A 26,648-nucleotide genomic window follows, 5' to 3' on the forward strand; every position below is an offset into this window, starting at 1 on the left:
GTCCAGGGTCGCGGAGCGTCGGTGCCCCCTTCGGGCGGTCAGCTCTCGTGCGTCCGCGCGTAGCGCCGGGGCGCCTTCGCCGCCGTCCGGCGGGTGGTCGGTGCGAGGGGCGGGCGCACGGCCGGCTCGACGCCTAACCTCAGCGCATGGAGCAGCAGTTGAGGGTCGCGGCGTACGCCGTGTGCGTACAGGACGGGCGGATGCTTCTCGCGCGGTGGGTGGCACGCGACGGAGCCAGGCGCTGGACCCTGCCCGGCGGGGGCATGGACCACGGCGAGGATCCGGTTGCGACGGTCGTGCGCGAGGTGGCCGAGGAGACGGGCTGCACGGCCGAGGTGACGGCGCTGCTCGGGGTCGACTCCATGACCACGCGCAGGCCCGGCAGGTTCGGCCCCGGTGTGGACTTCCAGAGTCTGCGCATCGTCTACGAGGCCAGGATCACCGACGGTGAGCCGCGCCCCGAGCCCGACGGGTCCACCGACCTCGCCGCCTGGCACCCCCTGGGCTCTGTCGCGGCACTCGAGCGGGTAGCGCTGGTCGACATCGGACTGGAGCTGTGGCGGACGCGGCCCGCGCTAGGCCGTGTGGAAGGCGGGATCCACGGCACGGGCTGACGTCCGCTCGGCCCGCGCGCACCCCCAACTGCGCCCGGCCGCCCGGGGTCCTGTCCGCACGGCACGCGGACGGGAGATTCGCCTGACGGCACGTCCTGCCGCAGTTCGGCCCGGTGGCGGCCGGCACTGCTCCGGCACCGACAGCGAGCCCGTCGGGCCCGTGGCCGGGAAGGCGACCGGACGTCCCGACGGCCGGGAGGTCGCCCTCAGCGGGGGAGTACGACGACATACGGCGTCGGCTCCCGGTCCGAGGAGGCCATCAGGGCCGTACGGAGCACCATCGCCTGCTGCACGGGGAAGTCCCGCAGCCTCCTGGGCGCGATCCGTACGACGGTGATCCCGAGCCGCTCCAGATGCTCGCGCCTGCGGCCGGACGCGGACCACTCCGGGTCCGCGTCGGGCCCGTCCGGGGCGGCCGCGGGGCGCGGGGCGCGGGTGTCGAGTTCGACGGCGACGGCCTGCTCGGGCCAGTACGCGTCCACGCTGCCCAGCTGAGGGCCGCCCGGCAGACGCAGATCCACGTTCCACACCGGTTCGGGAAGCCCGTACAGCCGTACGAGGTCGTAGAGGCGGCCTTCTGCGACCGTACGCCCCTCGGCGAGGAGGCGGTCGACCGCGTCCACGACGTGGGGACGGGACAGCAGCCGCGCACGGGTCAACTCGGCCACCACGGCGCCCGGTTCGCAGTGGCCTGCCCGCACGGCCTCGGTCAGCAGCCGGCGCACCGCCCCGGGGTCGGTCAGCCGTGCGACGGCGTCGGCCAGCGCGCGCGCCACGGGGGCGACGGGCAGTCCCGTCACCACGTCCGGCCTCGGCATCGCGTGTGTCCGGATCAGCCGGGCGCAGCCGGCCGAGCGCAGCCGCCGGGTGCGCGGCACGAGCACGTCGATGCGCTCCAGAGCCGTCAGGGACGGCACGGAGGCGAACTGGTGCAGCGCGAGCGCCGCCAGCCCCGTCACCATGACCTCGCCCTCGTCGGGGCGGCCGGCGTACGTCACCGCGGCGTGCAGCCGCTCCTCGCTGGTGGGCGTCCCCGGGTGCAGCACGAACACACCGGGCAGGAGCTGCTGCCAGGGACCGCCGGGGGCGCATCGCTCGGCGACGCGCTCGGCGGTCACGCCCCGGGCGCGCAGCTGCGCGGCCGACAGCACGCGCCGCCGTACATCGGAGAGGTCGCTCAACGGGCGGGGGGACAGGGGCGTGTTGTGGTTCATGCCCCGCCAATTCCCGTGCGGCCGCAGGCTCCTAACCACCTGTTACACAGCCGTCGACAATTCTGGACATCCCCGTCCTAAAGTACGGACGTTCGAATGCCGATCAGTTCTGCCGATCAGTTCTGCCGATCGGTTCTGCCGATCGGTTCTGCCGATCGGGCGCCCCCACCGGGCTCCTGGGCCCGGCGGGGAGCCGGCGGCAGCGGAACGGCGTCGCCGTCAGCGGCCGGAGGCCGCCGCGTCGCAGGACTGGGCCCGCAACGCCCGGGCGAGGTCGTCCCGGGACTCGAGCACCAGCCGGCGCAGCGCCGGGGGCGCGTCCGGGTGGGAGCCGAGCCACGCGTCCGTCGTCCGGAGCGTGGCCTCGTCGTCCTGGAGAGCGGGGAAGAGACCCCGGACCACGTCCATGCCGATCTGGATCGACCGCTCCGCCCAGACCCGTTCGATCGCCGCGAAGTACTTCTCGGCGTACGGCGCGAGCAGTGCCCGCTGCGACGCCTGGGTGAAGCCCGAAATCGTCGCCTCCACCAGCGCGTTGGACAGCGCGTCCGACTCCACGACCTGCGCCCACGCCTGGTCCTTGACCGCGGCGGAGGGCCGCGCGGCCAGGCAGCGCACCTGGTGGCGCTTGCCGGACGCGGTGTCGTCGCGAGCCAGTTCCGCGGCGACCGCGGTCTCGTCGGCCACCCCGTGCGAGGCCAGCGGCTCCAGGAACGCCCAGCGCAGCTCCTGGTCCACGTCGAGTCCGTCGATCTCGGCGCTGCCCTCCAGCAGCCCCCGGAGCAGCTGGAGATCCGCGTCCGTGGCCGCCACGGACGCGAAGAACCGTGCCCAGGTCAGCTGGTGCTGGCTGCCCGGCTCCGCGAGCCGCAGTTCGCGCAGCGCCCCCTCCGACAGCCGCCGGCCGCCCTCCTCGCGCCACTCGGGCGCCGCGTAGTGGACGAGGGCGGTGCGGGCCCAGGCGTGCACCATCTGCAGCACGCCGATGTCCGATTCCCGCCCGGCGAAGTCCAGGACGATCCCGGTGAAGTCCCGTGCGGGCATCAGCGCGTCCCGCGTCAGGTTCCACAGGGCCGACCAGCACACCGCCCGCGCCAGCGGGTCCGTGACCGAACCGAGGTGGCCGCGCAGCGTCTCCAGGGAGCCCTCGTCGAACCGGACCTTGCAGTAGGTGAGGTCGTCGTCGTTGACGAGCACCAGCGCCGGACGTTCCCGGCCGGCCAGCTCCTCCACGACCGTCCGGGTACCGGTGACGTCCACCTCGGCCCGGGCGTAGCGGACCAGCTCGGCGCCCTCGTGCCGGTACAGGCCGACGGCCACCCGGTGCGGCCGCGCCGGCGACGGGGCGGCGGACCCGGTCTCGCCGTCCTGCACGACCGCCAGCTCGGTGATCCGGCCGCCCGCGTCACAGGTGATCCGGGGCGTCAGCGTGTTGACCCCCGACGTCTCCAGCCACGAGCGCGACCACGCCTTCATGTCCCGTCCGGAGGTCTCCTCCAGCACGGACAGCAGGTCGTCGAGACGGGTGTTGCCGTAGGCGTGGCGCTTGAAGTAGCGTCGCGCGCCCTCCAGGAACGCGTCGGGCCCCACGTACGCCACCAGCTGCTTCAGGACCGAGGCGCCCTTGGCGTAGGTGATCCCGTCGAAGTTGAGCTTGGCGTCCTCCAGGTCGTGGATGTCCGCGGTGACCGGGTGCGTGGACGGCAACTGGTCGGCCCGGTACGCCCACGCCTTGCGGTTGTTGGCGAACGTCACCCAGCCGTTGCGAAAGCGGGTGGCCTCGACCAGCGAGAACGCCCCCATGAAGTCGGCGAAGGACTCCTTCAGCCACAGGTCGTCCCACCACTGCATGGTGACCAGGTCGCCGAACCACATGTGCGCCATCTCGTGCAGGATGACGTTCGCCCGGCGCTCGAAGGACGCCTGCGTCACCTTGCCCCGGAAGACGAACTCCTCCCGGAAGGTCACACAGCCCGGGTTCTCCATCGCGCCGATGTTGTACTCGGGCACGAACGCCTGGTCGTACTTCCCGAAGGGGTACGGGTAGTCGAAGTGGTCGTGGAAGAAGTCCAGGCCCTGCTTGGTGACCAGGAAGATGTCGTCCGCGTCGAAGTGCTTGGCCAGACCCCTGCGGCACATGGCGCCGAGCGGGATCTCCAGCGTCCGCCCGTCGTCGAGGGTGCGGGTGTAGAGGTCGGACTCGTGGTGGTAGGGACCGGCGACTACGGCCGTGATGTAGGTGGAGATCGGCTTGGTCTCCGCGAACCGCCAGGTCCCGCCCTCCCGGGACTCGACCGCACCGTTGCTCCAGACCGTCCAGTCCTCGGGCGCGGCCACCTCGAATCGGAACGGGGCTTTCAGGTCCGGCTGTTCGAAGTCGGCGAAGACCCGCCGGGCGTCGGCGGGCTCGTACTGCGTGTACAGATAGACCTCGCCGTCCTCCGGGTCGACGAACCGGTGCAGGCCCTCGCCGGTCCGGCTGTACGCGCACTGCGCGTCCACCACCAGGACGTTCTCGGTCTGCAGGCCGCTCAGGGCGATCCTGGAGCCGTCGAAGACCTCGGCCGGGTCGAGCTCGCGGCCGTTCAGCGTCACCGCGTTCACCGAAGGGGCGACGAGATCGGCGAAGGAACTGTCGCCCTCGCCGGTGCGCCGGAACCTGATCGTGGTGACCGAGCGGAACGTCCGCGGCTGCGCCTCCTCGCTCCCCGCGGTCGCGGACCGCAGGTCGAGGAAGACCTCGTACCCGTCGACCGACAGCAGCTCGGCCCGGGTGCGGGCCTCGTCGCGGGACAGATTCTCTCCGGGCACGTCCACTCCTTCGTGTCTCGTTCGGACAGGGCCGATCCTCGCACGCGGTCGTGACCGGGGGCACAGGGGAATGCGGTCGGCGAGCGCCGGTGTTCAGTCCCCGGAGCGCGCGCCCATCACGAGTACGAGGAGTGACATGTCCGACGACAGGACCCCCGCCGACTTCTGGTTCGACCCGCTGTGCCCCTGGGCCTGGATGACCTCCCGCTGGATGCTCGAGGTGGAGAAGGTGCGGCCGGTGGAGGTCCGCTGGCACGTCATGAGCCTGGCGGTGCTCAACGAGGACCGGCTGGACGAGCTTCCCGAGGAGTACCGGGAGGCGATGAGGAACGCCTGGGGTCCCGTGCGCGTCGTGATCGCCGCTCAGCAGAAGTTCGGCGACGAGGTCGTCGGCCCCCTCTACACCGCCCTCGGCACCCGGATCCACAACGAGGGCCGCGGGATCACGTCCGAGGTGGTCCTGGAGGCACTGGAGGCCGTCGGCCTGCCGGCCGGGCTCGCGGACTGCGCCGGTTCGGACGCCTACGACGCCGAGCTGCGCGCCTCCCACGACGAGGGCATCTCCAAGGTCGGCCAGGACGTCGGCACGCCCGTGATCGCGGTGCCGGGCGCGGACGGGGGGCAGATCGCGTTCTTCGGCCCCGTCGTCACCCCGGCGCCCAAGGGCGAGGAGGCGGCCAGGCTGTGGGACGGCACGCTGATGGTGGCGTCGATCCCGGGTTTCTACGAGATCAAGCGCACCCGGACGAAGGGTCCCGACTTCTCCTGACGCACCCGCCCCTGGCCGGAAAGGGAAGGACCCCCGCGAGTCACACCCCCGGAGCACTGCCCGGGAGGTGCCCCATCCGCGGGGGTCCTTCTTCTTTCCGCCTGCCGGTGAGGGTTGAGAAGACGATCACGAGCAGGACGGCCTACGGCCGTGACGGGGCCGGGGTCACGGCGTGATCAGCGGGGTGCGGTCCCTGGCCTCGGCGTAGCGCTTCGCCACGTCCTGCCAGTTGACGACGCCCCACATGGCGTCGATGAAGTCCACCTTCTGGTTCTTGTACTGCAGGTAGAAGGCGTGCTCCCAGGCGTCGAAGACCAGGATCGGCACAGAGCCCTGGCCGACGTTGCCCTGGTGGTCGTAGACCTGCTCGACGATCAGCCGGCCGCTGACGGGCTCGTAGGCGAGCACGCCCCAGCCCGAGCCCTGGGTGGTCGCGGCGGCCTTCGACAGCTGGGTCCTGAACTTGGCGAAGGAGCCGAAGGAGTCGGTGATCGCATCCGCCAGCTCGCCGACACCGTCCGCGGCCAGCGGCTCGCCGCCGCCGCCCTCCTTGGGCGCGGTCATGTTGTGCCAGTAGATGCTGTGCAGGATGTGGCCGGAGAGGTGGAACGCGAGGTTCTTCTCCAGGCCGTTGATCGAGCCCCAGGCTTCCTTGTCGCGCGCCTCGGCCAGCTGCTCGAGGGTGTCGTTGGCGCCCTTGACATAGGCGGCGTGGTGCTTGTCGTGGTGCAGCTCGATGATCTGCGGGTTGATCACCGGCTCCAGGGCCGCGTAGTCGTACGGAAGTTCAGGAAGCGTGTACATGGCCATGTCCGAGCCCTCCGACTGCTTATTGCAACTAGTTCGCAATTGCAGGTTAGCAGCAGGAGGAGTCGCGACGTGATCAGTCCTTCGACCCGGTGCCGCGTCGGGCGTCGCGACGGGGCGAGGCCCGGCGGAATCGGCGCCAGGTCATGGCCACCGTGCGTACGGCGCGACCTCCCGCAGTCCGGCGGGCGTCATCGTCCGCGCGTACGTCACGGGCCGCCCGTGCGGTCCGCCGGTGTGCCGAGGGCCGTGCGCCCGAGGCCGCCCCCCGCTCCGCACGCGCGAGGACCCCCGGCCCTTCCGGGTCCGGGGGTCCTGTGCCGTGGACGGCTCCCGCTCAGTACTCGGCGGCCTCCGCCGCGGGCACCGTGTCCCGCTCGGCGGTCCCGGCGCCGCCGGGGCCGCCCGTCGCGCCGTTCTCGCGCCCGGCCCTGCGCCTGCGCTGCATCACCGCGCCGGAGGCGGCCAGCACCAGCGTCATCAGACCGGTCGCCATCAGCTGGTCACGGGTGCCGGGCTGGCGCAGCATCAGGATGAAGATGGCGAGCATGCCCGCGATGGCGACCCAGGTCAGCACCGGGAACAGCCACATCCGCACCGCGAGCTTCTCGGGGGCATCGCGCTCCGTGCGACGCCGCAGCACCAGCTGGGAGACCGCGATGAACAGCCAGACGACGAGGATGACGGCGCCGATCATCTTCAGCAGCCACGGGAAGACGTCGTCCGGACGCCAGTAGCTGAGCAGCACGCACAGGAAGCCGAAGACGGAGGAGACCAGCACCGCGATCCGCGGCACCCCGCCCGAGACCCGGCCGATCGCCTGCGGGCCCTGGCCTCGCGCGACCAGGGAGTACGCCATACGGGAGGCGCCGTAGATGTTGGCGTTCATCGCGGACAGCAGCGCCACCAGCACGACGATCTGCATCACGGGACCGGCGCCGGGGATGCCGAGGTGGTTCAGCGCGGTGACGTACGGGCCCTTGTCGGGGTTGGCGACGTCCGGGTCGTCCCACGGCACGAGCGTGACGATGACCGCCATGGAGCCGATGTAGAAGAGCGCGATCCGCCACATCGCGGTGCGCACGGCTCGGGCGACACCCTGGACCGGGTGCTCGGACTCGGCCGCCGCGATGGTCACCGTCTCCAGGCCGCCGTATGCGAAGACCGACGCGAGCAGTCCGATGACCAGCCCCTCCGCCCCGTGCGGCAGGAACCCTCCGCCGCCCGTGAGGTTGGCGGTGCCGGGCGCCTCCGTCCCCGGCAGCACGCCGAGGATGGCCAGGCCGCCGAGGATCAGGAAGAGCGTGATCGCGCCGACCTTGAGTGCGGCGAACCAGAACTCGAACTCGCCGAAGTTGCGTACCGCCGCCAGGTTGGTGCCGCAGAACACCAGCATGAACAGCGCGACCCAGGCCCATTCCGGGGTTCCGGGCAGCCAGCCGCTGACGATCTTCGCCGCGCCGATGCCCTCCAGGCCGACGGCGACGGACAGCAGCACCCAGAACGACCAGCCCGCGGTGAAGCCCGCCCAGGGGCCGAGCGCCCGCTCGGCATGCACGGAGAAGGAGCCGGAGGCCGGGTTCGCCGCGGACATCTCGCCGAGCATGCGCATCACGAGCATGACGAGCAGGCCGGACGCGGCGTAGGCGATGACGATGGACGGGCCGGCGGCGGCGATACCGGCACCGGAGCCGACGAAGAGGCCGGCGCCGATCACCCCGCCGAGGGCGATCATCGACAGATGGCGCTGCTTGAGGCCGTGGGCGAGCGACGAGCCGGCTTGCGGGCCGGCGGGTTCGGGCGCCGAGGTCCGAGACATGGGTGTGCCTGTTCATGAGCGGATGGGGGAGTGGCCCATAGTCTGGGGGAGTACCGATCACCGAGCATTGATGTCCGCTATACGGACAAGATGCTCACGCAATGTGAAGAACTGCACACGGCTCGCCCGTATGTCGCGCAACTCCCGTAGTCCCGCCACCAGCAGCACCAGCGCCGTCGCCGCGGCCGACCACGGCACCTGGGGCCGGGTGGCCTGGTCGCCGAGCATCAACACGAGCACGGCCGCGATCCCGGCGAGCGCCACCGAAGTTCCGCGTGGCGGCGAGGTCGGCAGCGGTTGAGGACCATCATGAGATCAGTACCCAGGCCGGGCGGTGCGTCGCGCATGTGCTCGGGGCTCTCGGCTTTGCTGGATTTTGGCAAGACCCTACAGTCTCTCCGCGCCTCGCCCGCTTCACCAAAACGGCGTCGATGCTCCACCACCTGAGTGATGAGCATCACGCGCTTCCAGCGCTTGCCGTCATCAATTTGTGTGAACTCCACCATGCGGCGTCGTGGGCCTTTGTCGTCGACTGACGGTGATCGGTCGTTCACCGCTGGGCTAACGTCGCCATGTCCACAACGACGTCAACGCCCACCACGGCGTCACCGCCCTCGTACCCGGAGTCCCGATGAGCACTGCTGCCGCTTCCGCCCCCCGCCCGGGGCTGGTCCTCGCCGATCTGCTGCCCGCATCGCGCGCCAAGTCCGCGGTGGACGTGGCCCTGGTCGTCGGCGGCGCCGCGCTCACCGGTGTCGCCGCGCAGATCTCCGTCACCGTGCCGGGCTCCCCGGTCCCGGTCACGGGCCAGACCTTCGCCGCCCTGCTGGTCGGTACCGCGCTCGGCGCTCGCCGCGGCTTCCTCTCGCTCGCCCTGTACGCCCTCGCCGGAATGGCGGGCATGCCCTGGTTCGCCGAGGCGTCCTCCGGCTGGGCCATGCCGTCGCTCGGCTACATCCTGGGCATGCTGGTCGCCGCCACCGTCGTCGGTGCCCTCGCCCGGCGCGGCGCGGACCGCTCCGTCCTGCGTACCGCGGGCGCGATGGTGCTCGGCTCCGCGATCATCTACGCGATCGGCGTGCCGTACCTGGCGCTCGCCACCGGCATGACGCTGCCCCAGGCCGTGGCGGCCGGCCTCACCCCGTTCCTGATCGGCGACGCGTTCAAGGCCGCGCTCGCGATGGGCGCGCTGCCCGCCGCCTGGAAGCTCCTCGGCCGCCGGGGCTGAGCGCCCCCGACGTCCGGCGCCGTCCCGCGTCCGAGGCCGACGGCGGGTCGGGCACCGGGTCGGTTCCGCACGGCGGACGGTGACCGCACAAGACGAGGGGTGCCCCGCACGAAAGCGCGGGACACCCCTCGTTCCGTCGGGTGCCGTTCCCGCCGCCGGGCCCGGAGCGGGAGCGACGGCGGTCGGTGTCAGCCCCTTGAGACCGTCGGAAGGCTGGGAGAGGCCGGGTCACCGGCGTTCGTGCCTGCCTTCGTGAGCGTCGGCCGGGGGTTGGGGGGCGATTCCCTGCGTGTGCGGTTCGCTCGGGTGGCGAGCCCGAGCGTTCGAGCGGATGCCCCGTCAGTCCGTCGTTCCGTCGTTCCGTCGGTAAGGAACACCTGGCTGCCGATCGTGGTGACGGGCACGTCGCATCATCGCTCTCCGCAGTCGAGCGGTTCATCCGACAGGGCCCGTCGCCGGACCCCGCTGACGGCTGCCCCGCCTCGCGCGTGCCACACTCGGACCATGCGCGTCTACCTCGGCTCCGACCATGCCGGCTTCGAACTCAAGAACCACCTTGTCGAGTGGCTCAGGGCCCACGGCCACGAGCCCGTCGACTGCGGCCCCCACGTCTACGACGCCCAGGACGACTACCCGCCGTTCTGCCTGCGCGCCGCCGAGCGGACCGTCGCCGACCCCGGCAGCCTCGGCATCGTGATCGGCGGCTCCGGCAACGGCGAGCAGATCGCCGCGAACAAGGTCAAGGGCGTCCGGGCCGCGCTGGCCTGGAGCGTGCAGACCGCCGCCCTTGGGCGTGAGCACAACAACGCCAACGTCATCGCGGTCGGTGCCCGGATGCACACGACCGACGAGGCCACCACCTTCGTCGAGGCCTTCCTCAAGACCCCGTACTCGGGCGAGGAGCGCCACACCCGCCGCATCGAGATGCTCGAGCGGTACGAGGCCACCGGCGAGCTCCCCCCGATCCCGGCCCACCACCCCCAGGAGCCGACCGCCTGATGCCCGAAGGGCACACCATCCACCGACTGGCCGCCGACTACCGGAAACGGTTCGGCGGCCGGTCCGTGCGGGTCACCAGTCCGCAGGGCAAGTTCGCCGACTCCGCGGCGCTGCTCGACGGCACGGCCCTCGAGCGCACCGAGGCCCACGGCAAGCACCTCTTCCTCGGCTTCGGCGGCTTTGACGGCGGTGAGTGGATCCACATCCACCTCGGCCTGTTCGGCAAGGTGGACTTCGGCGACGCGCCCGCGCCGCCGCCCACCGACACCGTGCGCCTGCGGCTCGCCAACACCGGGTCGTACGTCGATCTGCGGGGCCCCACGGCCTGCGCCCTGATCACGGACGGCGAGAAGGCCGCGATACACGCGCGGCTGGGCCCCGACCCGCTGCGGCCCGCCGACGGCCCCGAGCGCGCCTGGGCGAGGATCTCCCGTTCCCGCACGACGATCGCCGGCCTGCTCATGGACCAGAAGGTCGTCGCGGGCGTCGGTAACGTCTACCGAGCGGAAGTCCTCTTCCGGCACGGCATCGATCCGTACCGCGCGGGCAGGGATCTCACCGAGCGGGAATGGAACGCCCTCTGGGAGGACCTGGTCGGCCTGATGCGCGAGGGCGTACGGAACAACCGCATCGACACCGTCCGGCCCGAGCACACTCCGGAGGCGATGGGCCGGCCGCCGCGCGTCGACGACCACGGAGGCGAGGTCTACGTGTACCGCCGGGCACAGCTGCCCTGCCATGTCTGTGGCGGCGAGATCCGCACCGCCGGTCTCGCCGCCCGCAACCTCTTCTGGTGCCCCGGCTGCCAGCCCGCCTGAGGGCTGTCCCGTGCACGGGGTCCAGGGCGTGTTGGGCAAGTCCCTCCTGGCCCGCGACGCCTGGCACGCACGCACGCTCGCTGCGTCGTCGGAGTCATCCGAGTACGTCCAGTACGAGGATGACTCCGACGACGCAGCGAGTCTCCGCGCAGGCCGTCGCGACGGGGCGAACGTCGCCCGACCCGGGACTAGAAGCCGTGCGGCAGCCAGGGCGCCACGTCGGAGGCGAAGGCCGTCGACGCCTCCGCCAGCGCGCCACCGCGCAGTTCGCGTACCCGGCCGGCCCCCGCCAGGGACGAAAGCGTCACGCCGCCCAGGTAGGCGGCGCCCAGCTCCCGTACGTCCAGGGACAGATCGGCCGGGCCCGCCGCGCGCTCGCACGACGCGCCCTTGGCGTCCCCCGAGAGGCGCCAACGGCCCTCGTTCCAGGGGCAGAACGCGTCCTCGACCTCGAACACCACGTCCACCGGCGTCCGGTACGTCCGAGCCTCCAGTGCCGCCCCCACGTCGACCAGCCGGGCGTGCAGCGAGTCCCGCACCCGGACGCCGCAGCGCCGGACGTCCGAGACGAGATGCAGCAGCGGGTCGTCCACCGGCCGGTTGCGCGCCCGGATCCGCGACGTCAGGTCGATGCCGAAGAGGAAGCGCCACAGCGCCGCGTACGCAGCCGGGTCCAGCGCGTCGATGTCCCGCAGCAGGATCGAGCCGTTCGGCCCCGAGGCGTCCCAATCCGGCTTGTTGTGGAAGCGGACGTAGCCCACGACCTCGCCGTCCCGTTCGGCGAGGACGCACTGCATCGCCGAGGCGCCCTGGCGTAGGGCGGGCGGGTCGAGCAGCGGAAGCCGCTCCCAGCCGGGGGTGCGCGCGAGCATCCCGGGCCGTGAGCCGAGCGTGCTCCGGTACAGCGCCTCGCACGCCTCCGCCGACTCCGCGGCCGGGGCGAACCGCAGCCGCACGTCGTCCGTCCCGGGCGGCGCGGTGATCCGCGCACGCACGGTGTCGATCTCCAGATTCAGCTGGTGGGTCGCGATGCCGTATCCGAACCGGCCGTAGATCTCCGGCTCGGAGGCCGTCAGCAGCGCCAGCGGCTCACCCAGCGCGCGGACGTCGTCCAGCTGGCGACGCATCATCGACGTGAGCACCCCGCGCCGCCGGTGGGTGGCGGCCACACTCACCATCGTGACCCCGGCGGCGGGGACGAAGGCGCCGCCCGGGACCGACACCCGGAAGGAGAACGCCCCTGCCGTGCCGACCCATTCTCCGCCGTCCCGCACGCCGATCGAACGCTCGCACTCCGTGAGTTCGTTCCAGAGCTCGCGTTCCGACGGGGACTCCGGGACGCCGCCGAAGGCGAGCTCCAGCCTCCCGTACCACCGGTCCCACTCCTCGCGACGGAGTACCCGCAGTTCAGTCGTCATGCGCCATGCCTACCAGGGCACCGCGTCCCGTCGCGACCCGATTTCGAACGCAATGTCATGGGGTCCCCCTCCACGCCGGACGAGGGTGTGGATAGGGTCGCCGACGATGGCACGTGGCGCAGCGGACTCGTACACGGCCCGGATGCGCAAAGCCACGCACCGGGCCCGCACGACGCTGCGCAGGTCCGGGGTCGACTACTTCCGCGGCGACGGCTCCGACTGGATCGCGCTGGCCGGGCTCCTGCTGACGGTCCCGGCCATCGCCTGGGGCACCATCCTCATGCCGGTCTGGTGCACGCCGGCCGCCCTCGTCCTGCCGATCGTCGCGGGAGGACTGCTGCTGCGGCCCGCGAGCCTGCTCGGTCTGTACGCGGCCGCGGCCCTGGCGCTGATCGTCGAGTCACTCGTACTCGGCCCCTACACGGAAGGTCCGGCCCGGGTCACCCCGGGGACGGTGCTGGTGGTGGCCGCCTGCGGACTCTTCGGTCTGCTCATCGCCCAGTTCCGTGCCCGTGTCGGGGTGCCCTGGCGGCGGGGCGGCACGATGCTCTTCGACCTGCGCGAGAGGATCCGGGTACAGAGCGCACTGCCGCGACTGCCGCAGGGCTGGCACCGCGAGATGGCCCTCCGCCCGGCCGGCGGCCAGTCGTTCTCGGGAGACTTCGTCGTCGCCGCCCGCACCAACGGCGGCCGGACCCTCGAAGTCGTCCTCACCGACGTCTCCGGCAAGGGCATGGACGCCGCGTCGCGCGCCCTGCTGCTGTCCGGCGCCTTCGGCGGGCTCCTGGGCTCCCTCCCCCCGCACGGCTTCCTCACCGCCGCCAACGGCTATCTCCTGCGCCAGGACTGGGACGAGGGCTTCGCGACCTCCGTCCACCTCGTGCTCGACCTGGACTCCGGCGACTACGAACTGCTCTCCGCCGGCCATCTGCCGGCACTCCAGCTCCACGCGGGCTCCGGCCGCTGGGAGGAGCAGGCCGCGGAGGGCCCGCTGCTCGGAGTGTACGAGGGCGCCCAGTTCGACCCGGTCAAGGGCACTCTGCGCCCAGGCGACGTGCTGATGCTCTTCACGGACGGGCTCGTCGAGGCGAACGACCGGGACATCGCCGAGGGCATGGACCGGCTCACCGGCGAGGCCGACCGCTATGTGGCGACGGGTTTCGAGGGGGCCGCCTGGCACCTCATCGAGGCCGTGGCGAAGGACGTCAACGACGACCGGGCCCTGCTGCTGATCCGCCGGGAGCCGTGACGCCCGGTCGGCGGGGCGCCCGTAGAGTCGGGCGTATGGCCAAACTCACGCTCGACCAGGTCGAGGCGATCGCCCGGGACGCCCACGCGCACCAGACGGACAAGGCAGGACGGCCCTACGCCGAGCACATCCGGGCGGTGGCGGACGGAGTGAGGACGCGGGGCGGCACCGACGAGCAGATCGCCGCCGCCTGGCTGCACGACGCGATCGAGGACGACGCGCTGTCGCGGGAATGGCTGGCCGCAGCCGAACTCCCGCAACAGGTGAAGGACTTGGTGGACGCCATGACCAAGCGCCCGGGGGAGGACGCCGAGTCGTACGCCCGGCGCATCCTCGCCACACCGGGCGCCCGTCTCGTCAAGGAGGCAGACCTGGCCCACAACGCCGATCCGGACCGGCTCGCCCTGCTCGACGAACCGACCCGGGCCCGGCTCACCGCCAAGTACGCGACGATGAGGCGGCTGCTCGGCCTGACAGCCGGGTGACGTCCCGTCGGAACGCCCACGACAGTTCGGGCTCGGTCGCGAACCGCAGCGCACGTCGCACCGGCGGGGTGCAGAACAGCGTCACGGCCGCGGCCGTGACGAGCGTGACCGCGATCTCCCCGGCCGGCTCCGCCAGCCACGGGTACTGGGCCACCAGTCCCAGGTAGTCCAGGGACTTCACCAGGAAGCCGTGGAGCAGGTAGCCGCAGATGGTGCCCGCGCCCAGCACGGTGAACCACGTCCTGCGGCGCGGTACCCAGGCGAGGAAGGCGGCTGTCAGCAGCAGCGCGCAGCCGAACAGCCCGAAGGTCATCAGCGGACCCGCCCACCACGGCGCGTCCAGCTCCTCGGCGCTGGTCGAGCGGTAGAACCAGCCCATCCGTACGTCCGGCGCCACCCAGTAGGTGAACACCGCCGCGCCCGCGACCACCGGAAGCGCCAGCAGCCGCACCTCCCGGCGCCGCAGCATCTGGAAGTGCTCCGGCCGCATCGACAGACCCAGCACGAAGAACGGCAGGAACTGCAGGATGCGCTGGAGGTCGAGGTCCTGACCGATGCCCGGGGTGAGCGAGCCGAGCGACGCGATGACCAGGGCCACCGCCAGCGGATACTTGATGGAACGCCACAGCGGCGTCGACAGCCGCCACACGAACAGCGCGATCAGGAACCACGTGAGGTACAGCGGATCGGTCAGGCTGAAGGGGTAGTCGGGGTCGTCGTCGGCCCACCGCTTGAAGAGCGTGTAGGCGGCCTCGAAGACGAAGAACGGCACCACGACACCGCTGACCAGCCGCTTCAGCTGGTCGGGGCGGGCCTGGAAACTCCGCGAGAAGTAGCCGGAGATGATGATGAACGCCGGCATGTGGAAGGTGTAGACGAACATGTACGCCGCCCTGGTGGCGCGGCTGCCGTCCATCACCGGCTCCCACGCGTGCGCCACCGCCACCAGCACGATGGCGAGGTACTTGGCGTTGTCGAAGTAGGCGTCGCGTCTCTTGACCTGCGCCGCCGGTGCCTCCTGCGCCGCCGGTTCCGGTGGGGCGGGCGGTGTCGCTTCGGCCGTCGCTGTCCTCCCTGGGAGGGGCTCCGGCTCACGGGAGGCGTCGGGGACGCGGTCCCTCTGCAATCCATTCGGAGCGTGGAACATTCGAGGCACCCTAACCGGGTCCAATGGAATTCGTAAAACCCACCGGGAAGATCTCCTGTATTCGTCACCGACACGACCGTCAAACGTCCGATATGCCCCAATTAATCCCGCTTAAACGGGGCGAAATGTCGAAGCTCGAGTCATCGGCGAATTTCCTCACCGGTATTGTCCGAATTTCCTGTGACCCGCATGTGTGCATTTCGCACCGCCGGGTAGCAGTAAGCGGTGACGCGCCGCCGCCCACCCGTCGGCGCATCGTGATGTGATCCGATCCATGCGCCGATGATCCGTCAGGCGGTCACCGCGGCCCGGCTGTTGGTGGCACGATGGTGGGGCGGGGGGTGTGCGGGGCCGTATGCCTCCCGGTGGGCAAGGCGGACCGACCGAGGGTGTGATCAGTTGTGGCCATTTCACTGTCTGTGGTGCTGCTGTTGGCGATCATCCTCGTGGTGATGATCCGTGGCGGTTCGATCAAGGCCGGGCCCGCGATAGTCGCGGCGCTCTTCGGCTTCTTCCTCGCCTCGACCGGTATGGCGCCGGCGATCGACAACTTTCTGGACTCGCTGGCGGACTCGATCAACGCGATCAGATTCTGAGCGCATTTCGCTCGTCTTGTCTTCTTCCGGTCAAGGCTCATCGGTCCCGCCTGCCCGGCTTCTGCCGGGTCGACACGGATGCGGCGGGATCTCGTACCGAGCGGGGGCGGCTCACGCCGGTGCGTGTCCGTGGGCGGGCCGACGCTCGCTGCCGCCTCGTTCGAGGGCGAACCGGTGCCGCCCGGCACCGGAGCCGTGGTGGACTCGGGGCGCCCACCCGGGCGGTGCGGGTGGGCACGTTCGGGGCCCGTGCGAACGGGCACGCAACAGGCGTGCAAGGCCGTGCGCGGTTCGTGGAACGCGTCAGGGCCAGACCGAGGATTCCTCCTCCGGCCTGGCCCTGAGCCACCTGGAGCGGGCGACGGGAATCGAACCCGCGTAGCTAGTTTGGAAGACGCCGGATGCGGATGGTGGCTGACCTGGCAAGCCCCCGATCTGGGCTGGAGCGCGGTTGGCGCTGCTGTTCCCCTTGAATCCCCGTTACGTCCCGCTGGATCGGGCACGCAGCGGGCACGGCACACTGGGAGTGTCGGCATCCGCGGTTGTGGCTGGGGGGAACGTGAGCAAGGGATGGCCTGAGCGTTGGTGGACGACAGCTCTCGTAGCCTCGGCGCTAACCGGCATCGTTTCCTATGACGTCTGGTGGGTAGCGAGGATCCTTGCGGAGCCCGTCCTGGACTGGTGGGATCTCCTTGGGCCGTGCGTGGGAGGCGCCTGGTTCGCGCTCCTGGCGGTGTCGACTGCCCGTCGTGCGATTATCCTCCGCAGGAGCACGCGAGCGGTAGGTGCTGAGACGCAGGCCAGCCATTAGGTCGCACCAGGCTGGCGCGGTCCTCTCCCCTGAGGTCGGCGGGAGCGGCTTTGGGCTGGAGCTGCCATGGGGCGAGAGATCGGGGGCCCGTAAGCTTCCCGCGACTCGGGCAGTCTCTGGACCTGCCCGCAATAGCCCGATGTGGGCCCCCGATCTTCGAGGCTCGCCCCATGGTGGCTGCGTAAAGCCGCGGAGCCGACCGCCCTGGCCACGGTCCTGTTCTTACCTGTGGTTGTCGCACTGTCCCTAGCCCCGGCCTGGTCTTTCGCCCCTTTGTGGGCGCGGGCGGGCGACGACGCGCGGTCCCGGTGGCGGAGACATGGAGGGAGCCGGGCGGCGGCGTCCGGCCGGCGCCGCCGCGCTGTGCGCGGCACCTCTGATCTCTGAATCAGACTGCTTGCAGTTCCAGGAGGCCGGGATCATCGGCGAGCGAAGCGAGCACTTGATCGAGGTAGAGAAACCTGTAACTCGTCTGCGCCCAAAGGGCGTTCGCGGCGTCCACTGTCACTTTTACTGACAGTGCCCCCCTATGGGCTGGGTACCTTCGAGGTGTCGAAAGGAGTCCCATGATGGGGGCGGATCTGAGCACAGGACAGCGCGTAGCGAGGGCAAGGCGCCGAATCGGCTGGGACCAAGCTCAACTGGCCGCCGCCGTTGATCGCTCTGTGAGCTGGGTCTCCAAGGTCGAAACAGGACGACTGCCTCTCGACCGCATGAGCATTCTGGGGCAGCTCGCGGAAGTGCTGGGCGTGGAGGTCATAGAGCTGACGGGGCAGCCCTACCGTCACGAAACCTCCGAGCTGGACTCCGGACATGCCTCCATCCCCGGTCTCCGCCTCGCCCTCCAGCAAGCCACGATGCCCGGTGGCGCCGCTCTCATCGCCACGACCGAGCTTCCGACCCTCCCAGATCTCGTAAGTCGGGTGGCGGCAGCGGAGCAGCTGAGGCAGGACGCCAAGTTCACGGCGCTTGGCGATGTCCTCCCGCAGATCCTCCGGGACCTGATCGTTCTGTGCGACGCGGTCACGGGTGACGATGTGGGACAGGCGGAGGCTCTGATGCTTCGCGCCAGTCACATGGCCCGCGTCTCCTCGAACCTCCTTGGCCATCATGACCTCGGGTGGAGCGCTGTCCAGCGAGAGCTGGTAGCCGCCGAGCGCGCAGAGTCCCCGGTCCTTCAGGCTGCCGCCCGATGGGACCTTTGCGGCGTCTGGCTCCATGAGGGAGAGCTGAATGCGGCGCGGGACATGGCTCGTCGCGCTCTGGATGATCTCGAACCGCACATGGCTGCGGGGGATGAGCCTGTCCGCGCTCTCTGGGGTGCGATGCACCTTCGGGCGGCCGTTGCGTGGTCTCGTCTCTGGCACCGAGCTGAGGCCGAGTCGCACCTTGCCGAGGCGCGGCAGGTCGCGACCGGGCTGCCCGATGACGGGAACGTCTTCCAGACGCAGTTCAACGCGGTCAACACGGAGATTCACTCGGTGGAGGTCAGCTTGGAGTTGGGCCACCCTCGTGACGTTTCCTCGCGTGCCGAGCTGGTTGATGTCATGCGCATTGCCTCTGGCGAGCGGCAGTCTCACTTCTGGGTCTGCACTGCCGCCGGCCACATGATGAACCGCAAGGCGGCGCCTGCGGCTGAAGCGATCCTGCGGGCCGACTCGATCGCGCCGCAACATGTGCGAAACCGGCCGGTTGCCCGGAACCTCGTCGACGATCTGCGCTCCACGGACAGGCACGCGCGCACCGAGGAAATTCGGCGACTCGCCGCACACATGAAGCTGGGCTGATCACGACATTCTGAGAGGGGGAAGACTTACGTGAGGGTCGCGGACAGGGCACGGTTATTGGTCGAACTGCACGAGATCCGCAAGAAGCTCACTGAAGCCAGTCAGCGTGTTGACCGACTGGCTTCCTCTGTCAGGCGCGGTCGCGAACCTGATGTTCGAGGCGATCGAGCCGCGAGTTGATCAGTTCCAAGGCGGCCTTGATCTCCGTAAGCTCGTCCGCCATCTGTTGATCCCTTGGGGATGCCTCCTCGCCAGGCGGATCGTTGGCGACAAAGGTCCCGCGACCTTGCTGACTCACGATCAGGCCCTCGTCGCGGAGGATGTCGAGCGCATGCCGAACGGTCATGGCTGCAACGCCGTACTGCTCGGCCAACTTGGCGTTTCCGTCGAGCCGCTGCCCGGCCTTGACAACCCCGGTGGCAATCCTCCGCCGGAGGTCGTCGGCTACCTGCGCGTATGCGCTGCGTGGGTCGTCTGGGCTCACAGTCACAAACCCAGGTTACCTAAGTGATCTAAAGAAATCTTCCCCCGTCGGTCAAAGCCCTTGCGTTGCGCCACGATCCAACTAATCTAGGTAACACAAGAGAAGTTAGACAGGCTTTGATCTGACCCCGGGGGCGGCGCTCCTACCGCCAAGCAGATTCGCCGCCCCCTTCGTCCCCTTGAAGGGAGCTTCCATCATGCCCGCGACGCTCGTCGTTTCGCACCCGGCGCCCTTGTCCGCTCCGTTGTCCCGTACCGAGGTCGCCGAGGGTGTTCCCTCGCCTTGCATGTCCTGCGGCGCATCAGTGTCCGGCTGGGGCTGGATGAAGGTGGACGGCCTCGGCGTCCTGGTCCACGACACCGAGGATCGCGAACGCTGCCCGGTGGCCGTGCCGTTCGTCTGGGAGACCGGCAAGCCCGTGTCCGCCTCGGTTGAGGCGGTGGCCGCGTGACCGCATCCATCGTTCCGCTCACGGATACGCCTGTCGCCCCTGTGCAGCCTGCTCGGGTGCCGCTGCGGGCTCCGGACACTCCGCTGGGTCGTGCACGGCTGGCGCGTGGCTGGTCTCAGCACAAGGTCGTCCGGGCGCTGTTACTGCTGGCCGGGCACTGGGGCTGGGAGATCGCTGCGGAGTCCTCGCTGAAGGTGCAGATGTCGCGCTGGGAGAACGGCGCGGTGCATCCGGGCCCCTCGTATCAGGTGCTGCTCTGCGCGGTCCTGCGCGCCACCCCGGATGACTTGGGCTTCACCCGTGCTACCGGCACGGCCGCGCTTGCCGATCGGGTCGCCTCGCTGGAAACGCTGGTGGACAGCCTCGCCGCCCAACTCAAGGGGGTGGCCGCGTGAACGCCGCCGACACCGTCGTGACGGTCCTGGTCCCGGCCACCGACGTCCCGGCCTCCTCCGCGTCCGTGTGTGGTGAGTGCTTCGGCTGGGGTTTCGTCTGGGTCGAGGTCGCTGCGGGTGAGCCGATGCCGGGTGCGGATTGCACCTCGTGCCGGGGGACGGGGGTGTCCTGGTGACGATGCTTCCCGTCGCCCCGGCTGCTGTGGCCGGCACCGCGGCCGCCGTGGGGGTGGACCCGCTGACCCTGGTCGACCTGCTCCGCGTCGCCAACCAACCGGGCTTCGAGCGCTGGCGTGAACAGGTCCGGCGTACCGGTGGCTGCTCGGACCCGATCCACTTGCAGGGCTGGACGATCACCAAAGACCGCACGACGGCCGAGACCCTGTACGCGTACTCGACGCAGTCGGAGCCGGGCGGCCGGTTACGGGTGGCCTGCGGCAACCGCCGCGCTTCGCGCTGTCCCTCGTGTGCGTGGACGTATGCGGGGGACACCTACCACCTGATCCGGGCGGGGATCACCGGCGACGAACGCAAGGACGTCCCCACCACCGTGCGCGATCACCCACGGGTGTTCGCCACCCTCACCGCCCCCTCCTTCGGCCCGGTCCACAACCGCCCCACCGCCGGGCGCTGCCGCTGCGGCACCCTCCACGCCGACACCGACCCCGTCCTGGGCACGGCGCTGGACCCGGATCGGTACGACTACGCGGGTGCGGTGCTGTGGAACAACCACGCCGGGCAGTTGTGGCAGCGGTTCACGATCTACCTGCGCAGGGAGATCGCCGCCCGCGCCGGACTCTCCCAACGCGCCCTGGCCGACGCCTGCCGGGTGTCCTTCGGCAAGGTCGCCGAGTTCCAAAAGCGCGGCGCCGTGCACTTCCACGCCGTCGTGCGCCTCGACGGCCCGGACGGGCCGGGCACCGAACCGCCAAGCTGGGCCACCGTCCCCCTCCTGGACGACGCGATCCGCGCCGCCGCCGCCCGTGTCCGGGTCCTGGTCCCGCCCGCCGGCACCCACCCGGAACGCGAACTGCGCTGGGGCACCCAGGTCGACGTCCAGCCCATCGGCGCCCTCGGGCACGAGGAACTGACCGAACAGGCCGTGGCCGCCTACGTCGCCAAGTACGCCACCAAGGCCGCCGAAACGACCGGCACCGTGGACCGGCGCATCGGGGAGCTCCGCGAGCTGGACCGCCTCGACCTGCCCGACCACACACGCCGCCTCATCCAAGCCTGCTGGGACCTCAACCCCGACTACCCCGACCGGCTGCTGGCGCGCTGGTCCCACATGCTCGGCTTCCGCGGCCACTTCTCCACCAAGTCCCGCCGCTACTCCACCACCCTCGGCGCGCTCCGCCAGGTCCGCGCCGACTACCGCGCCCGCCAGGAACGCCAAACGCGCGGGCTCCCTGACATCGACCCCGACACCGAGGAGGGCTCCACCCTGACACTCGCCCACTGGACCTACGCCGGACACGGCCACAGCCCCGGCGAATCCTGGCTCGCCCAGACCATCGCCGACGAGATCAGGCAGAACCGCGAACTGGGCCGGGAGCTCCGCGCCGAGCTCGTGACCGCTGACGGGACGGGGGAGTGGTGACCATGGACCGACTGCTTACCGTGGACCAGGTCGCCGAACTCCTCGGCACCACCGTCCGGTTCCCGCGGCGGCTCATCGAGGAACGCCGGATCACCTTCGTGAAGGTCGGGCGCCATGTCCGCATCCCCGAGCAGGCCGTTGCGGCGTTCATCGAGGCCAACACCGTTGCTCCGACCGTCCGGCGGCTGAGGAGCGTGGCTTGATGGCGGGCAAGAAGCGGTCGTTCGGCCGTGTACGCAAGCTGCCATCCGGTCGGTACCAGGTCCGCTACCTCGGACTCGACGGTGTTGACCGCCCTGCACCGCACACTTTCCGTACGAAGCGTGAAGCGGATGACTGGCTTGCGGATAAGCAGTCGGAGCTGAGGGCGGGGGAGTGGACAGACCCGGACGCTGCCAAGGTGTCCTTCGGTGCGTACGCGGCGACCTGGATCACCGAGCGGGGTATCAGCGCTTCGACGGCGGACCTCTACCGGTCACTTCTGCGGAACCATCTCGGCCCGACCTTCGACCGGGTGGCCCTGGGCGACATCACTCCGGCGATGGTCCGGGCCTGGCGGGTTGCTCGTCTGGACGCGGGTGCCGGCGCTTCCTCGGTGGCCAAGTCGTACGCCCTGATGCGTGCCGTGCTGATGACGGCCGTGGAGGACCGGCTCATCCGGCGGAACCCTTGCCGGGTCAAGGGCGCGAGCGTGGTTCCCACTCCTGAGCGGCCTACGGCCACGGTTCAGGAGGTCTACGCACTCGCCGGGGCGATCCAGCCCCGCTACCGGGCTCTCGTCCTCCTGGCGGCCTTCACGGGGCTCCGTTGGGGCGAGCTGATCGGCCTGCGCCGCCGGGATCTCGACCTTGACGCGGGTACGGTCCGGGTCCGCCGGAACGTCGCCGAGCTGCACAGTGGCAAGCGGCTGATCAAGGAGCCCAAGAGCGCGGCGGGCCGGCGCACGGTGGCCATCCCGGAAGTGATCATGACCGACCTGGCGACGCATCTCGCGATCTATGCCGAGCCGGGTCCCGACGGTCGCGTGTTCATCGGCGCCAAGAAGGCGACTCCTCGCCGGAACCACTTCGGCAAGCTGTGGCGCACGGCATGTGACCAGGCCGGAATCAAGGGGCTGCACTTCCATGATCTCCGCCACACGGGGAACACCCTCGCTGCGGCGACCGGTGCGAGCACACGCGAGCTGATGACCAGGATGGGCCACAGTTCCGCCCGCGCCGCGCTGATCTACCAGCACGCCACAGCGGAGCGAGAGCGGCTGATCGGCCAGGCCGTGAGTGCCGTCGTCGAGCAGGCCCGTAAGCAAGATCCTCATCGGAACGGGCACGCGACGGGCACGTAGGGCCGAACGAGGGTCGCAGAACGCATCAGGGCCAGGCAGAGGAATCAGCCTCTGACCTGGCCCTGAGCCATGTGGAGCGGGCGACGGGAATCGAACCCGCGTAGCTAGTTTGGAAGACTAGGGCTCTACCATTGAGCTACGCCCGCAAGCAACGCGCCGCAGGTCGTGGTGGCCACGGCACGAAGAGCATCGTAGCGGGTTCCCGGCGTCCGCCGCACACCCGTTGCCCCGGCCGTGCCCCCGCCGCCCCGAGCGGCGACGTGTGCCCCGGCTGACCCGCGGGAAAGGAGGCGGGCCACTGCCTGGGGGCATGTACCCTACGTTCGCACCGACGGGGTGTGGCGCAGCTTGGTAGCGCGTCCGCTTTGGGAGCGGAAGGCCGTGGGTTCAAATCCCGCCACCCCGACCAACATCGCGATCGTGCCTTGGTCAAGATCGCATTGTGGGGCTGATCCCGCTTGCGGTTACTATGCAATCTGTGTGCCCGTGTGTCTGACCGAGCGTCCGAAGCGCCGGGCCCGATCCGCTGCGCCGCCGCCGGACGACACTCCGTGGTGGACCCAGCAGAACCCCAGAATTCAGCCACCAAGGAGACCGAACCGTGAAGAGCGCCGTGGAGACCCTGAACCCGACCCGGGTTCGGCTCACTGTCGAGGTGCCCTTCGAGGAGCTCAAGGACAGCCTCGACGCGGCGTACAAGAAGATCAACCAGCAGGTCACGGTCAAGGGCTTCCGCAAGGGCAAGGTCCCGGCGCGCGTCATCGACCAGCGGTTCGGCCGCGGTGCGGTGCTCGAGGAGGCCGTCAACGACGCGCTCCCGAAGTTCTACACCGAGGCCGTCAACGAGGCGGAGATCAACCCGCTCGGCCAGCCCGAGGTCGACATCACGGAGCTGAAGGACGGCGAGACGCTGAACTTCACCGCCGAGGTCGACGTCCGCCCGACCATCGAGATCCCGGACTTCTCCGGCATCGAGGTCGAGGTCGACGCCGTCGAGGTCTCCGACGAGGACGTCGAGAAGTCCGTCGACCAGCTGCGTACCCGCTTCGCCACCACCTCCCCGGTGGAGCGCGCCGCCACCGACGGCGACGTCGTGACGATCGACCTCGAGGCCAAGGTCGACGGTGAGGTCCTCGCGGACGGCGTCGCCGACGGCGTGCAGTACACGATCGGCTCCGGCGAGCTCCTCGACGGCATCGACGAGGCCGTGACCGGCCTGGAGGCCGGCGGCGAGGCCACTTTCACCTCGCAGCTGAAGGGCGGCTCCGCCGAGGGCAAGGACGCCGAGATCACCGTCAAGGTGACCCAGGTCGCCGCGCGCGAGCTCCCCGAGCTGGACGACGAGTTCGCCCAGATGGCCAGCGAGTTCGACACCCTCGAGGAGCTGAAGGCCGACAGCCGCAAGCGCCTGGAGAACACGAAGCAGTACGACCAGGCCACCCAGGCCCAGGAGCGCGTGCTCGAGAAGCTCCTGGAACTGGTCGAGGTCCCGGTCCCCGAGAAGCTCCTCGAGGACGAGATCCGCACCCGCAAGCACAACCTGGAGCACCACCAGCTCGGCCAGATGGGCCTCGACCTCGCCAAGTACCTGGAGATCCAGGGCAAGACCGAGGAGGAGTTCGACGCCGAGACCAAGGAGCAGGCGGTCAAGGGCATCAAGACCCAGTTCGTCCTCGACGAGCTGGTCTCCAGGGAGAAGCTCAACGTCAGCCAGGAGGAGCTCACCGAGCACCTCATGCGCCGCGCCGCCTCCTCCGGCATGTCCCCCGACCAGTTCGCCCAGGCCGTCGTCGAGGGCGGCCAGGTGCCGATGCTCGTGGGCGAGGTCGCCCGCGGCAAGGCCCTCGCGACGGTCGTCGAGGCCTCGACGGTCAAGGACACCGACGGTGAGGTCGTCGACATGAGCGACGACGAGGACGAGGTCGAGGAGGCCACCGAGGTCGCCGCCGCGGCCACCGGTGACGAGGAGAAGTCCGAGGCCTGAGCCTCCCGCCTCCGCCGGGACACGGGCGCGCCGAGCCGCGCAGCCCACGCCCTGGCGCCGATCCCCGTGACGGGCCCGGAGCCGCGCACACGCGCGCCCGGGCCCGTTCGCGTCCCCCGGCGGGTCCCGGCAGGGCCTGAGCAGTGCCAGAGTCTCCTGAGGAGCCGTGTGGCGACCGGGCGCGGACCGTGCCGGCGGCACATCCGCGGGGCGTGTTCATACCGGCGCGCGCCCCCTAGCTTGCGCTGCCAGCGAACAGTTCGGGAACCGGGATGGCGCCCGCCCACCAGCGCGTTAGGGTCCATGAATACGAGGGCAGGGGACTACCCGCCCGCGGGGAACGCCCCGCCCCCAGGTTCCAAGACGCTGAGACGGCCGCAGCCGTCAGAGACGAGCAGGTGGATTACGTGACGATTCTGATGCCTAACGCCGCCGGTGAGCCGTCCATCGGTGGAGGCCTCGGCGACCAGGTCTACAGCCGGCTGCTCGGCGAGCGCATCATCTTCCTGGGTCAGCAGGTGGACGACGACATCGCCAACAAGATCACGGCCCAGCTCCTTCTCCTGGCCGCCGACCCGGAGAAGGACATCTACCTCTACATCAACAGCCCCGGTGGCTCGGTGACGGCCGGCATGGCCATCTACGACACCATGCAGTACATCCCGAACGACGTCGTCACCATCGGCATGGGCATGGCCGCCTCCATGGGCCAGTTCCTGCTCACCGGCGGCGCCGCCGGCAAGCGCTTCGCCCTGCCGCACACCGACATCCTGATGCACCAGGGCTCGGCCGGCATCGGCGGCACGGCCTCGGACATCAAGATCCAGGCCGAGTACCTGCTGCGCACCAAGCAGCGCATGGCCGAGATCACCGCCCGCCACTCCGGCCAGACCGTCGAGACGATCATCCGCGACGGCGACCGCGACCGCTGGTTCACGGCCGAGGAGGCCAAGGACTACGGGCTCATCGACGAGATCATCTCCGCCGCTTCGGGCGTTCCGGGCGGCGGCGGCACCGGCGCCTGAGCCCGGCCGCCGGGGGTCCACGCCCCCGGCACCGGGCCCGCGCCCCGGCCGCCCCCCGAAGCCCCAGCCCACCGAACGCCACCAGGATGGTGAACACGACCATGAACCAGTTCCCCGCAGCCTCCGCGAGCGGCCTCTACACCGGCCCGCAGGTGGACAACCGCTATGTCGTCCCCCGCTTCGTCGAGCGCACCTCCCAGGGCGTGCGCGAGTACGACCCGTACGCGAAGCTCTTCGAGGAGCGCGTGATCTTCCTCGGGGTCCAGATCGACGACGCCTCAGCCAACGACGTCATGGCGCAGCTGCTGTGCCTGGAGTCGATGGACCCGGACCGCGACATCTCCATCTACATCAACAGCCCCGGTGGCTCCTTCACCGCTCTGACCGCCATCTACGACACGATGCAGTTCGTGAAGCCGGACATCCAGACGGTCTGCATGGGCCAGGCGGCGTCCGCCGCGGCCGTGCTGCTCGCCGCCGGTACCCCCGGCAAGCGGATGGCCCTGCCGCACGCCCGGGTGCTGATCCACCAGCCGTCGTCGCAGACGGGCCGCGAGCAGCTCTCGGACCTGGAGATCGCGGCCAACGAGATCCTGCGCATGCGCGAGCAGCTCGAGGAGATGCTGGCCAAGCACTCCTCCACGCCGATCGAGAAGGTCCGCGAGGACATCGAGCGCGACAAGATCCTCACGGCCGAGGACGCTCTCGCGTACGGCCTGGTCGACCAGATCGTGTCGACCCGCAAGAGCGCGGCCGCAGCGGCCGCCTGACGCCGAACCTGCCCTTGGCGCGGTG

At 70.3% G+C, this 26,648-nt stretch carries 26 protein-coding genes and 2 tRNA genes; 20 read left to right on the plus strand and 8 right to left on the minus strand.

The genetic code is table 11. The annotated features are described in order from the left end of the window. Nucleotides 1-146: 146 nt before the first annotated feature. Complete coding sequence (locus FEF34_RS25440; RefSeq protein WP_138055221.1) at nucleotides 147-614, plus strand: NUDIX hydrolase; 468 nt, start codon at nucleotides 147-149, stop codon at nucleotides 612-614. A gap of 206 nt (nucleotides 615-820) precedes the next feature. Here the strand turns inward: FEF34_RS25440 and FEF34_RS25445 are convergent, their stop codons facing one another. Together FEF34_RS25445 and pepN are read right to left on the minus strand one after the other, a co-directional pair. Beyond that, nucleotides 821-1,828, minus strand: coding sequence for a hypothetical protein (locus tag FEF34_RS25445; RefSeq protein WP_138055222.1), 1,008 nt, complete (start codon nucleotides 1,826-1,828; stop codon nucleotides 821-823). A 219-nt stretch (nucleotides 1,829-2,047) separates the two neighbouring features. Further along, a complete protein-coding gene (pepN, locus tag FEF34_RS25450) occupies nucleotides 2,048-4,639 on the minus strand; it encodes an aminopeptidase N (RefSeq protein ID WP_171053086.1) in 2,592 nt (863 codons plus the stop codon). Nucleotides 4,640-4,775: 136 nt separating this feature from the next. Between pepN and FEF34_RS25455 the strand changes: the two genes are divergently transcribed. Further along, the gene (locus tag FEF34_RS25455; protein ID WP_138055224.1) at nucleotides 4,776-5,408 is read left to right on the plus strand and encodes a DsbA family oxidoreductase; all 633 of its coding nucleotides are present in this window, start codon (nucleotides 4,776-4,778) and stop codon (nucleotides 5,406-5,408) included. A gap of 165 nt (nucleotides 5,409-5,573) precedes the next feature. Here FEF34_RS25455 and FEF34_RS25460 read toward each other — a convergent pair whose 3' ends face one another. Then, on the minus strand, nucleotides 5,574-6,218 hold the full coding sequence (locus FEF34_RS25460; protein ID WP_138055225.1) for a superoxide dismutase: 645 nt from the start codon (nucleotides 6,216-6,218) through the stop codon (nucleotides 5,574-5,576). 334 nt (nucleotides 6,219-6,552) lie between these two features. After that, nucleotides 6,553-8,034 carry an amino acid permease gene (locus tag FEF34_RS25465; RefSeq protein ID WP_234042556.1) on the minus strand — a complete coding sequence of 494 codons (1,482 nt, stop codon included), beginning with the start codon at nucleotides 8,032-8,034 and terminating at the stop codon, nucleotides 6,553-6,555. A 103-nt stretch (nucleotides 8,035-8,137) separates the two neighbouring features. Here FEF34_RS25465 and FEF34_RS43965 point away from each other — a divergent pair, with 103 nt between their 5' ends. From FEF34_RS43965 to FEF34_RS25485, 4 genes are all read left to right on the plus strand, one after another. Continuing rightward, nucleotides 8,138-8,335, plus strand: a complete 198-nt coding sequence (locus FEF34_RS43965; protein WP_171053087.1) for a hypothetical protein — start codon at nucleotides 8,138-8,140, stop codon at nucleotides 8,333-8,335. Between the two features lie 330 nt (nucleotides 8,336-8,665). After that, nucleotides 8,666-9,262: a biotin transporter BioY gene (locus FEF34_RS25475; RefSeq protein WP_138055226.1), complete on the plus strand. Its 597-nt coding sequence runs from the start codon at nucleotides 8,666-8,668 to the stop codon at nucleotides 9,260-9,262. A 504-nt stretch (nucleotides 9,263-9,766) separates the two neighbouring features. After that, on the plus strand, nucleotides 9,767-10,261 hold the full coding sequence (locus tag FEF34_RS25480) for a ribose-5-phosphate isomerase (protein WP_138055227.1): 495 nt from the start codon (nucleotides 9,767-9,769) through the stop codon (nucleotides 10,259-10,261). Further along, complete coding sequence (locus FEF34_RS25485; protein ID WP_138055228.1) at nucleotides 10,261-11,079, plus strand: Fpg/Nei family DNA glycosylase; 819 nt, start codon at nucleotides 10,261-10,263, stop codon at nucleotides 11,077-11,079. The genes FEF34_RS25480 and FEF34_RS25485 overlap by 1 nt, the downstream gene beginning before the upstream one ends. Nucleotides 11,080-11,267: 188 nt before the next feature. Here the strand turns inward: FEF34_RS25485 and FEF34_RS25490 are convergent, their stop codons facing one another. Then, complete coding sequence (locus FEF34_RS25490; RefSeq protein WP_138055229.1) at nucleotides 11,268-12,497, minus strand: GNAT family N-acetyltransferase; 1,230 nt, start codon at nucleotides 12,495-12,497, stop codon at nucleotides 11,268-11,270. A 106-nt stretch (nucleotides 12,498-12,603) separates the two neighbouring features. Here FEF34_RS25490 and FEF34_RS25495 point away from each other — a divergent pair, with 106 nt between their 5' ends. Together FEF34_RS25495 and FEF34_RS25500 are read left to right on the plus strand one after the other, a co-directional pair. After that, nucleotides 12,604-13,746, plus strand: coding sequence for a PP2C family protein-serine/threonine phosphatase (locus FEF34_RS25495; protein ID WP_138055230.1), 1,143 nt, complete (start codon nucleotides 12,604-12,606; stop codon nucleotides 13,744-13,746). Nucleotides 13,747-13,781: 35 nt separating this feature from the next. Further along, nucleotides 13,782-14,231 carry an HD domain-containing protein gene (locus FEF34_RS25500; protein ID WP_138055231.1) on the plus strand — a complete coding sequence of 150 codons (450 nt, stop codon included), beginning with the start codon at nucleotides 13,782-13,784 and terminating at the stop codon, nucleotides 14,229-14,231. On the opposite strand, the gene FEF34_RS25505 is transcribed toward FEF34_RS25500, so the two are convergent. Then, nucleotides 14,179-15,378 (minus strand): acyltransferase family protein, encoded by a 1,200-nt coding sequence (locus FEF34_RS25505; RefSeq protein WP_138055232.1) that lies wholly within the window; start codon nucleotides 15,376-15,378, stop codon nucleotides 14,179-14,181. The genes FEF34_RS25500 and FEF34_RS25505 overlap by 53 nt on opposite strands. Nucleotides 15,379-15,779: 401 nt before the next feature. Between FEF34_RS25505 and FEF34_RS25510 the strand changes: the two genes are divergently transcribed. Further along, nucleotides 15,780-15,974, plus strand: coding sequence for a hypothetical protein (locus FEF34_RS25510; RefSeq protein ID WP_138055233.1), 195 nt, complete (start codon nucleotides 15,780-15,782; stop codon nucleotides 15,972-15,974). Nucleotides 15,975-17,354: 1,380 nt separating this feature from the next. Further along, nucleotides 17,355-18,572: a helix-turn-helix domain-containing protein gene (locus FEF34_RS25515; RefSeq protein ID WP_267905293.1), complete on the plus strand. Its 1,218-nt coding sequence runs from the start codon at nucleotides 17,355-17,357 to the stop codon at nucleotides 18,570-18,572. A gap of 130 nt (nucleotides 18,573-18,702) precedes the next feature. On the opposite strand, the gene FEF34_RS25520 is transcribed toward FEF34_RS25515, so the two are convergent. Continuing rightward, nucleotides 18,703-19,062: a GntR family transcriptional regulator gene (locus tag FEF34_RS25520; RefSeq protein ID WP_138055234.1), complete on the minus strand. Its 360-nt coding sequence runs from the start codon at nucleotides 19,060-19,062 to the stop codon at nucleotides 18,703-18,705. A 190-nt stretch (nucleotides 19,063-19,252) separates the two neighbouring features. Here FEF34_RS25520 and FEF34_RS25525 point away from each other — a divergent pair, with 190 nt between their 5' ends. Genes FEF34_RS25525 through FEF34_RS25550 form a run of 6 tightly spaced genes read left to right on the plus strand, consistent with a single transcriptional unit; the run spans nucleotide 19,253 to nucleotide 22,844 of the window. Beyond that, nucleotides 19,253-19,507, plus strand: coding sequence for a hypothetical protein (locus FEF34_RS25525; protein ID WP_134404599.1), 255 nt, complete (start codon nucleotides 19,253-19,255; stop codon nucleotides 19,505-19,507). Then, a complete protein-coding gene (locus FEF34_RS25530) occupies nucleotides 19,504-19,902 on the plus strand; it encodes a helix-turn-helix domain-containing protein (protein WP_138055235.1) in 399 nt (132 codons plus the stop codon). The genes FEF34_RS25525 and FEF34_RS25530 overlap by 4 nt, the downstream gene beginning before the upstream one ends. After that, a complete protein-coding gene (locus FEF34_RS25535) occupies nucleotides 19,899-20,078 on the plus strand; it encodes a hypothetical protein (RefSeq protein ID WP_138055236.1) in 180 nt (59 codons plus the stop codon). The genes FEF34_RS25530 and FEF34_RS25535 overlap by 4 nt, the downstream gene beginning before the upstream one ends. Before the next feature lie 26 nt (nucleotides 20,079-20,104). Continuing rightward, nucleotides 20,105-21,502 (plus strand): replication initiator protein RepSA, encoded by a 1,398-nt coding sequence (gene repSA, locus FEF34_RS25540; RefSeq protein ID WP_407698358.1) that lies wholly within the window; start codon nucleotides 20,105-20,107, stop codon nucleotides 21,500-21,502. 2 nt (nucleotides 21,503-21,504) lie between these two features. After that, on the plus strand, nucleotides 21,505-21,705 hold the full coding sequence (locus FEF34_RS25545) for a helix-turn-helix domain-containing protein (RefSeq protein WP_134407025.1): 201 nt from the start codon (nucleotides 21,505-21,507) through the stop codon (nucleotides 21,703-21,705). Further along, a complete protein-coding gene (locus FEF34_RS25550; RefSeq protein ID WP_138055237.1) occupies nucleotides 21,705-22,844 on the plus strand; it encodes a tyrosine-type recombinase/integrase in 1,140 nt (379 codons plus the stop codon). Before FEF34_RS25545 ends, FEF34_RS25550 begins: the two co-directional genes overlap by 1 nt. A 72-nt stretch (nucleotides 22,845-22,916) precedes the next feature. Here FEF34_RS25550 and FEF34_RS25555 read toward each other — a convergent pair. After that, nucleotides 22,917-22,990 (minus strand) — tRNA-Gly (locus tag FEF34_RS25555). Nucleotides 22,991-23,176: 186 nt separating this feature from the next. Between FEF34_RS25555 and FEF34_RS25560 the strand changes: the two genes are divergently transcribed. From FEF34_RS25560 to FEF34_RS25575, 4 genes are all read left to right on the plus strand, one after another. After that, nucleotides 23,177-23,253 (plus strand) — tRNA-Pro (locus FEF34_RS25560). Between the two features lie 192 nt (nucleotides 23,254-23,445). Beyond that, a complete protein-coding gene (gene tig, locus FEF34_RS25565; protein WP_138055238.1) occupies nucleotides 23,446-24,828 on the plus strand; it encodes a trigger factor in 1,383 nt (460 codons plus the stop codon). A gap of 419 nt (nucleotides 24,829-25,247) precedes the next feature. Further along, a complete protein-coding gene (locus FEF34_RS25570) occupies nucleotides 25,248-25,853 on the plus strand; it encodes an ATP-dependent Clp protease proteolytic subunit (protein ID WP_138057720.1) in 606 nt (201 codons plus the stop codon). Between the two features lie 86 nt (nucleotides 25,854-25,939). Further along, nucleotides 25,940-26,623: an ATP-dependent Clp protease proteolytic subunit gene (locus FEF34_RS25575; RefSeq protein ID WP_017944895.1), complete on the plus strand. Its 684-nt coding sequence runs from the start codon at nucleotides 25,940-25,942 to the stop codon at nucleotides 26,621-26,623. The last annotated feature ends 25 nt before the right edge of the window (nucleotides 26,624-26,648 follow it).

The organism is Streptomyces marianii (assembly GCF_005795905.1).
Taxonomy (GTDB): Bacteria; Actinomycetota; Actinomycetes; order Streptomycetales; family Streptomycetaceae; genus Streptomyces; species Streptomyces marianii.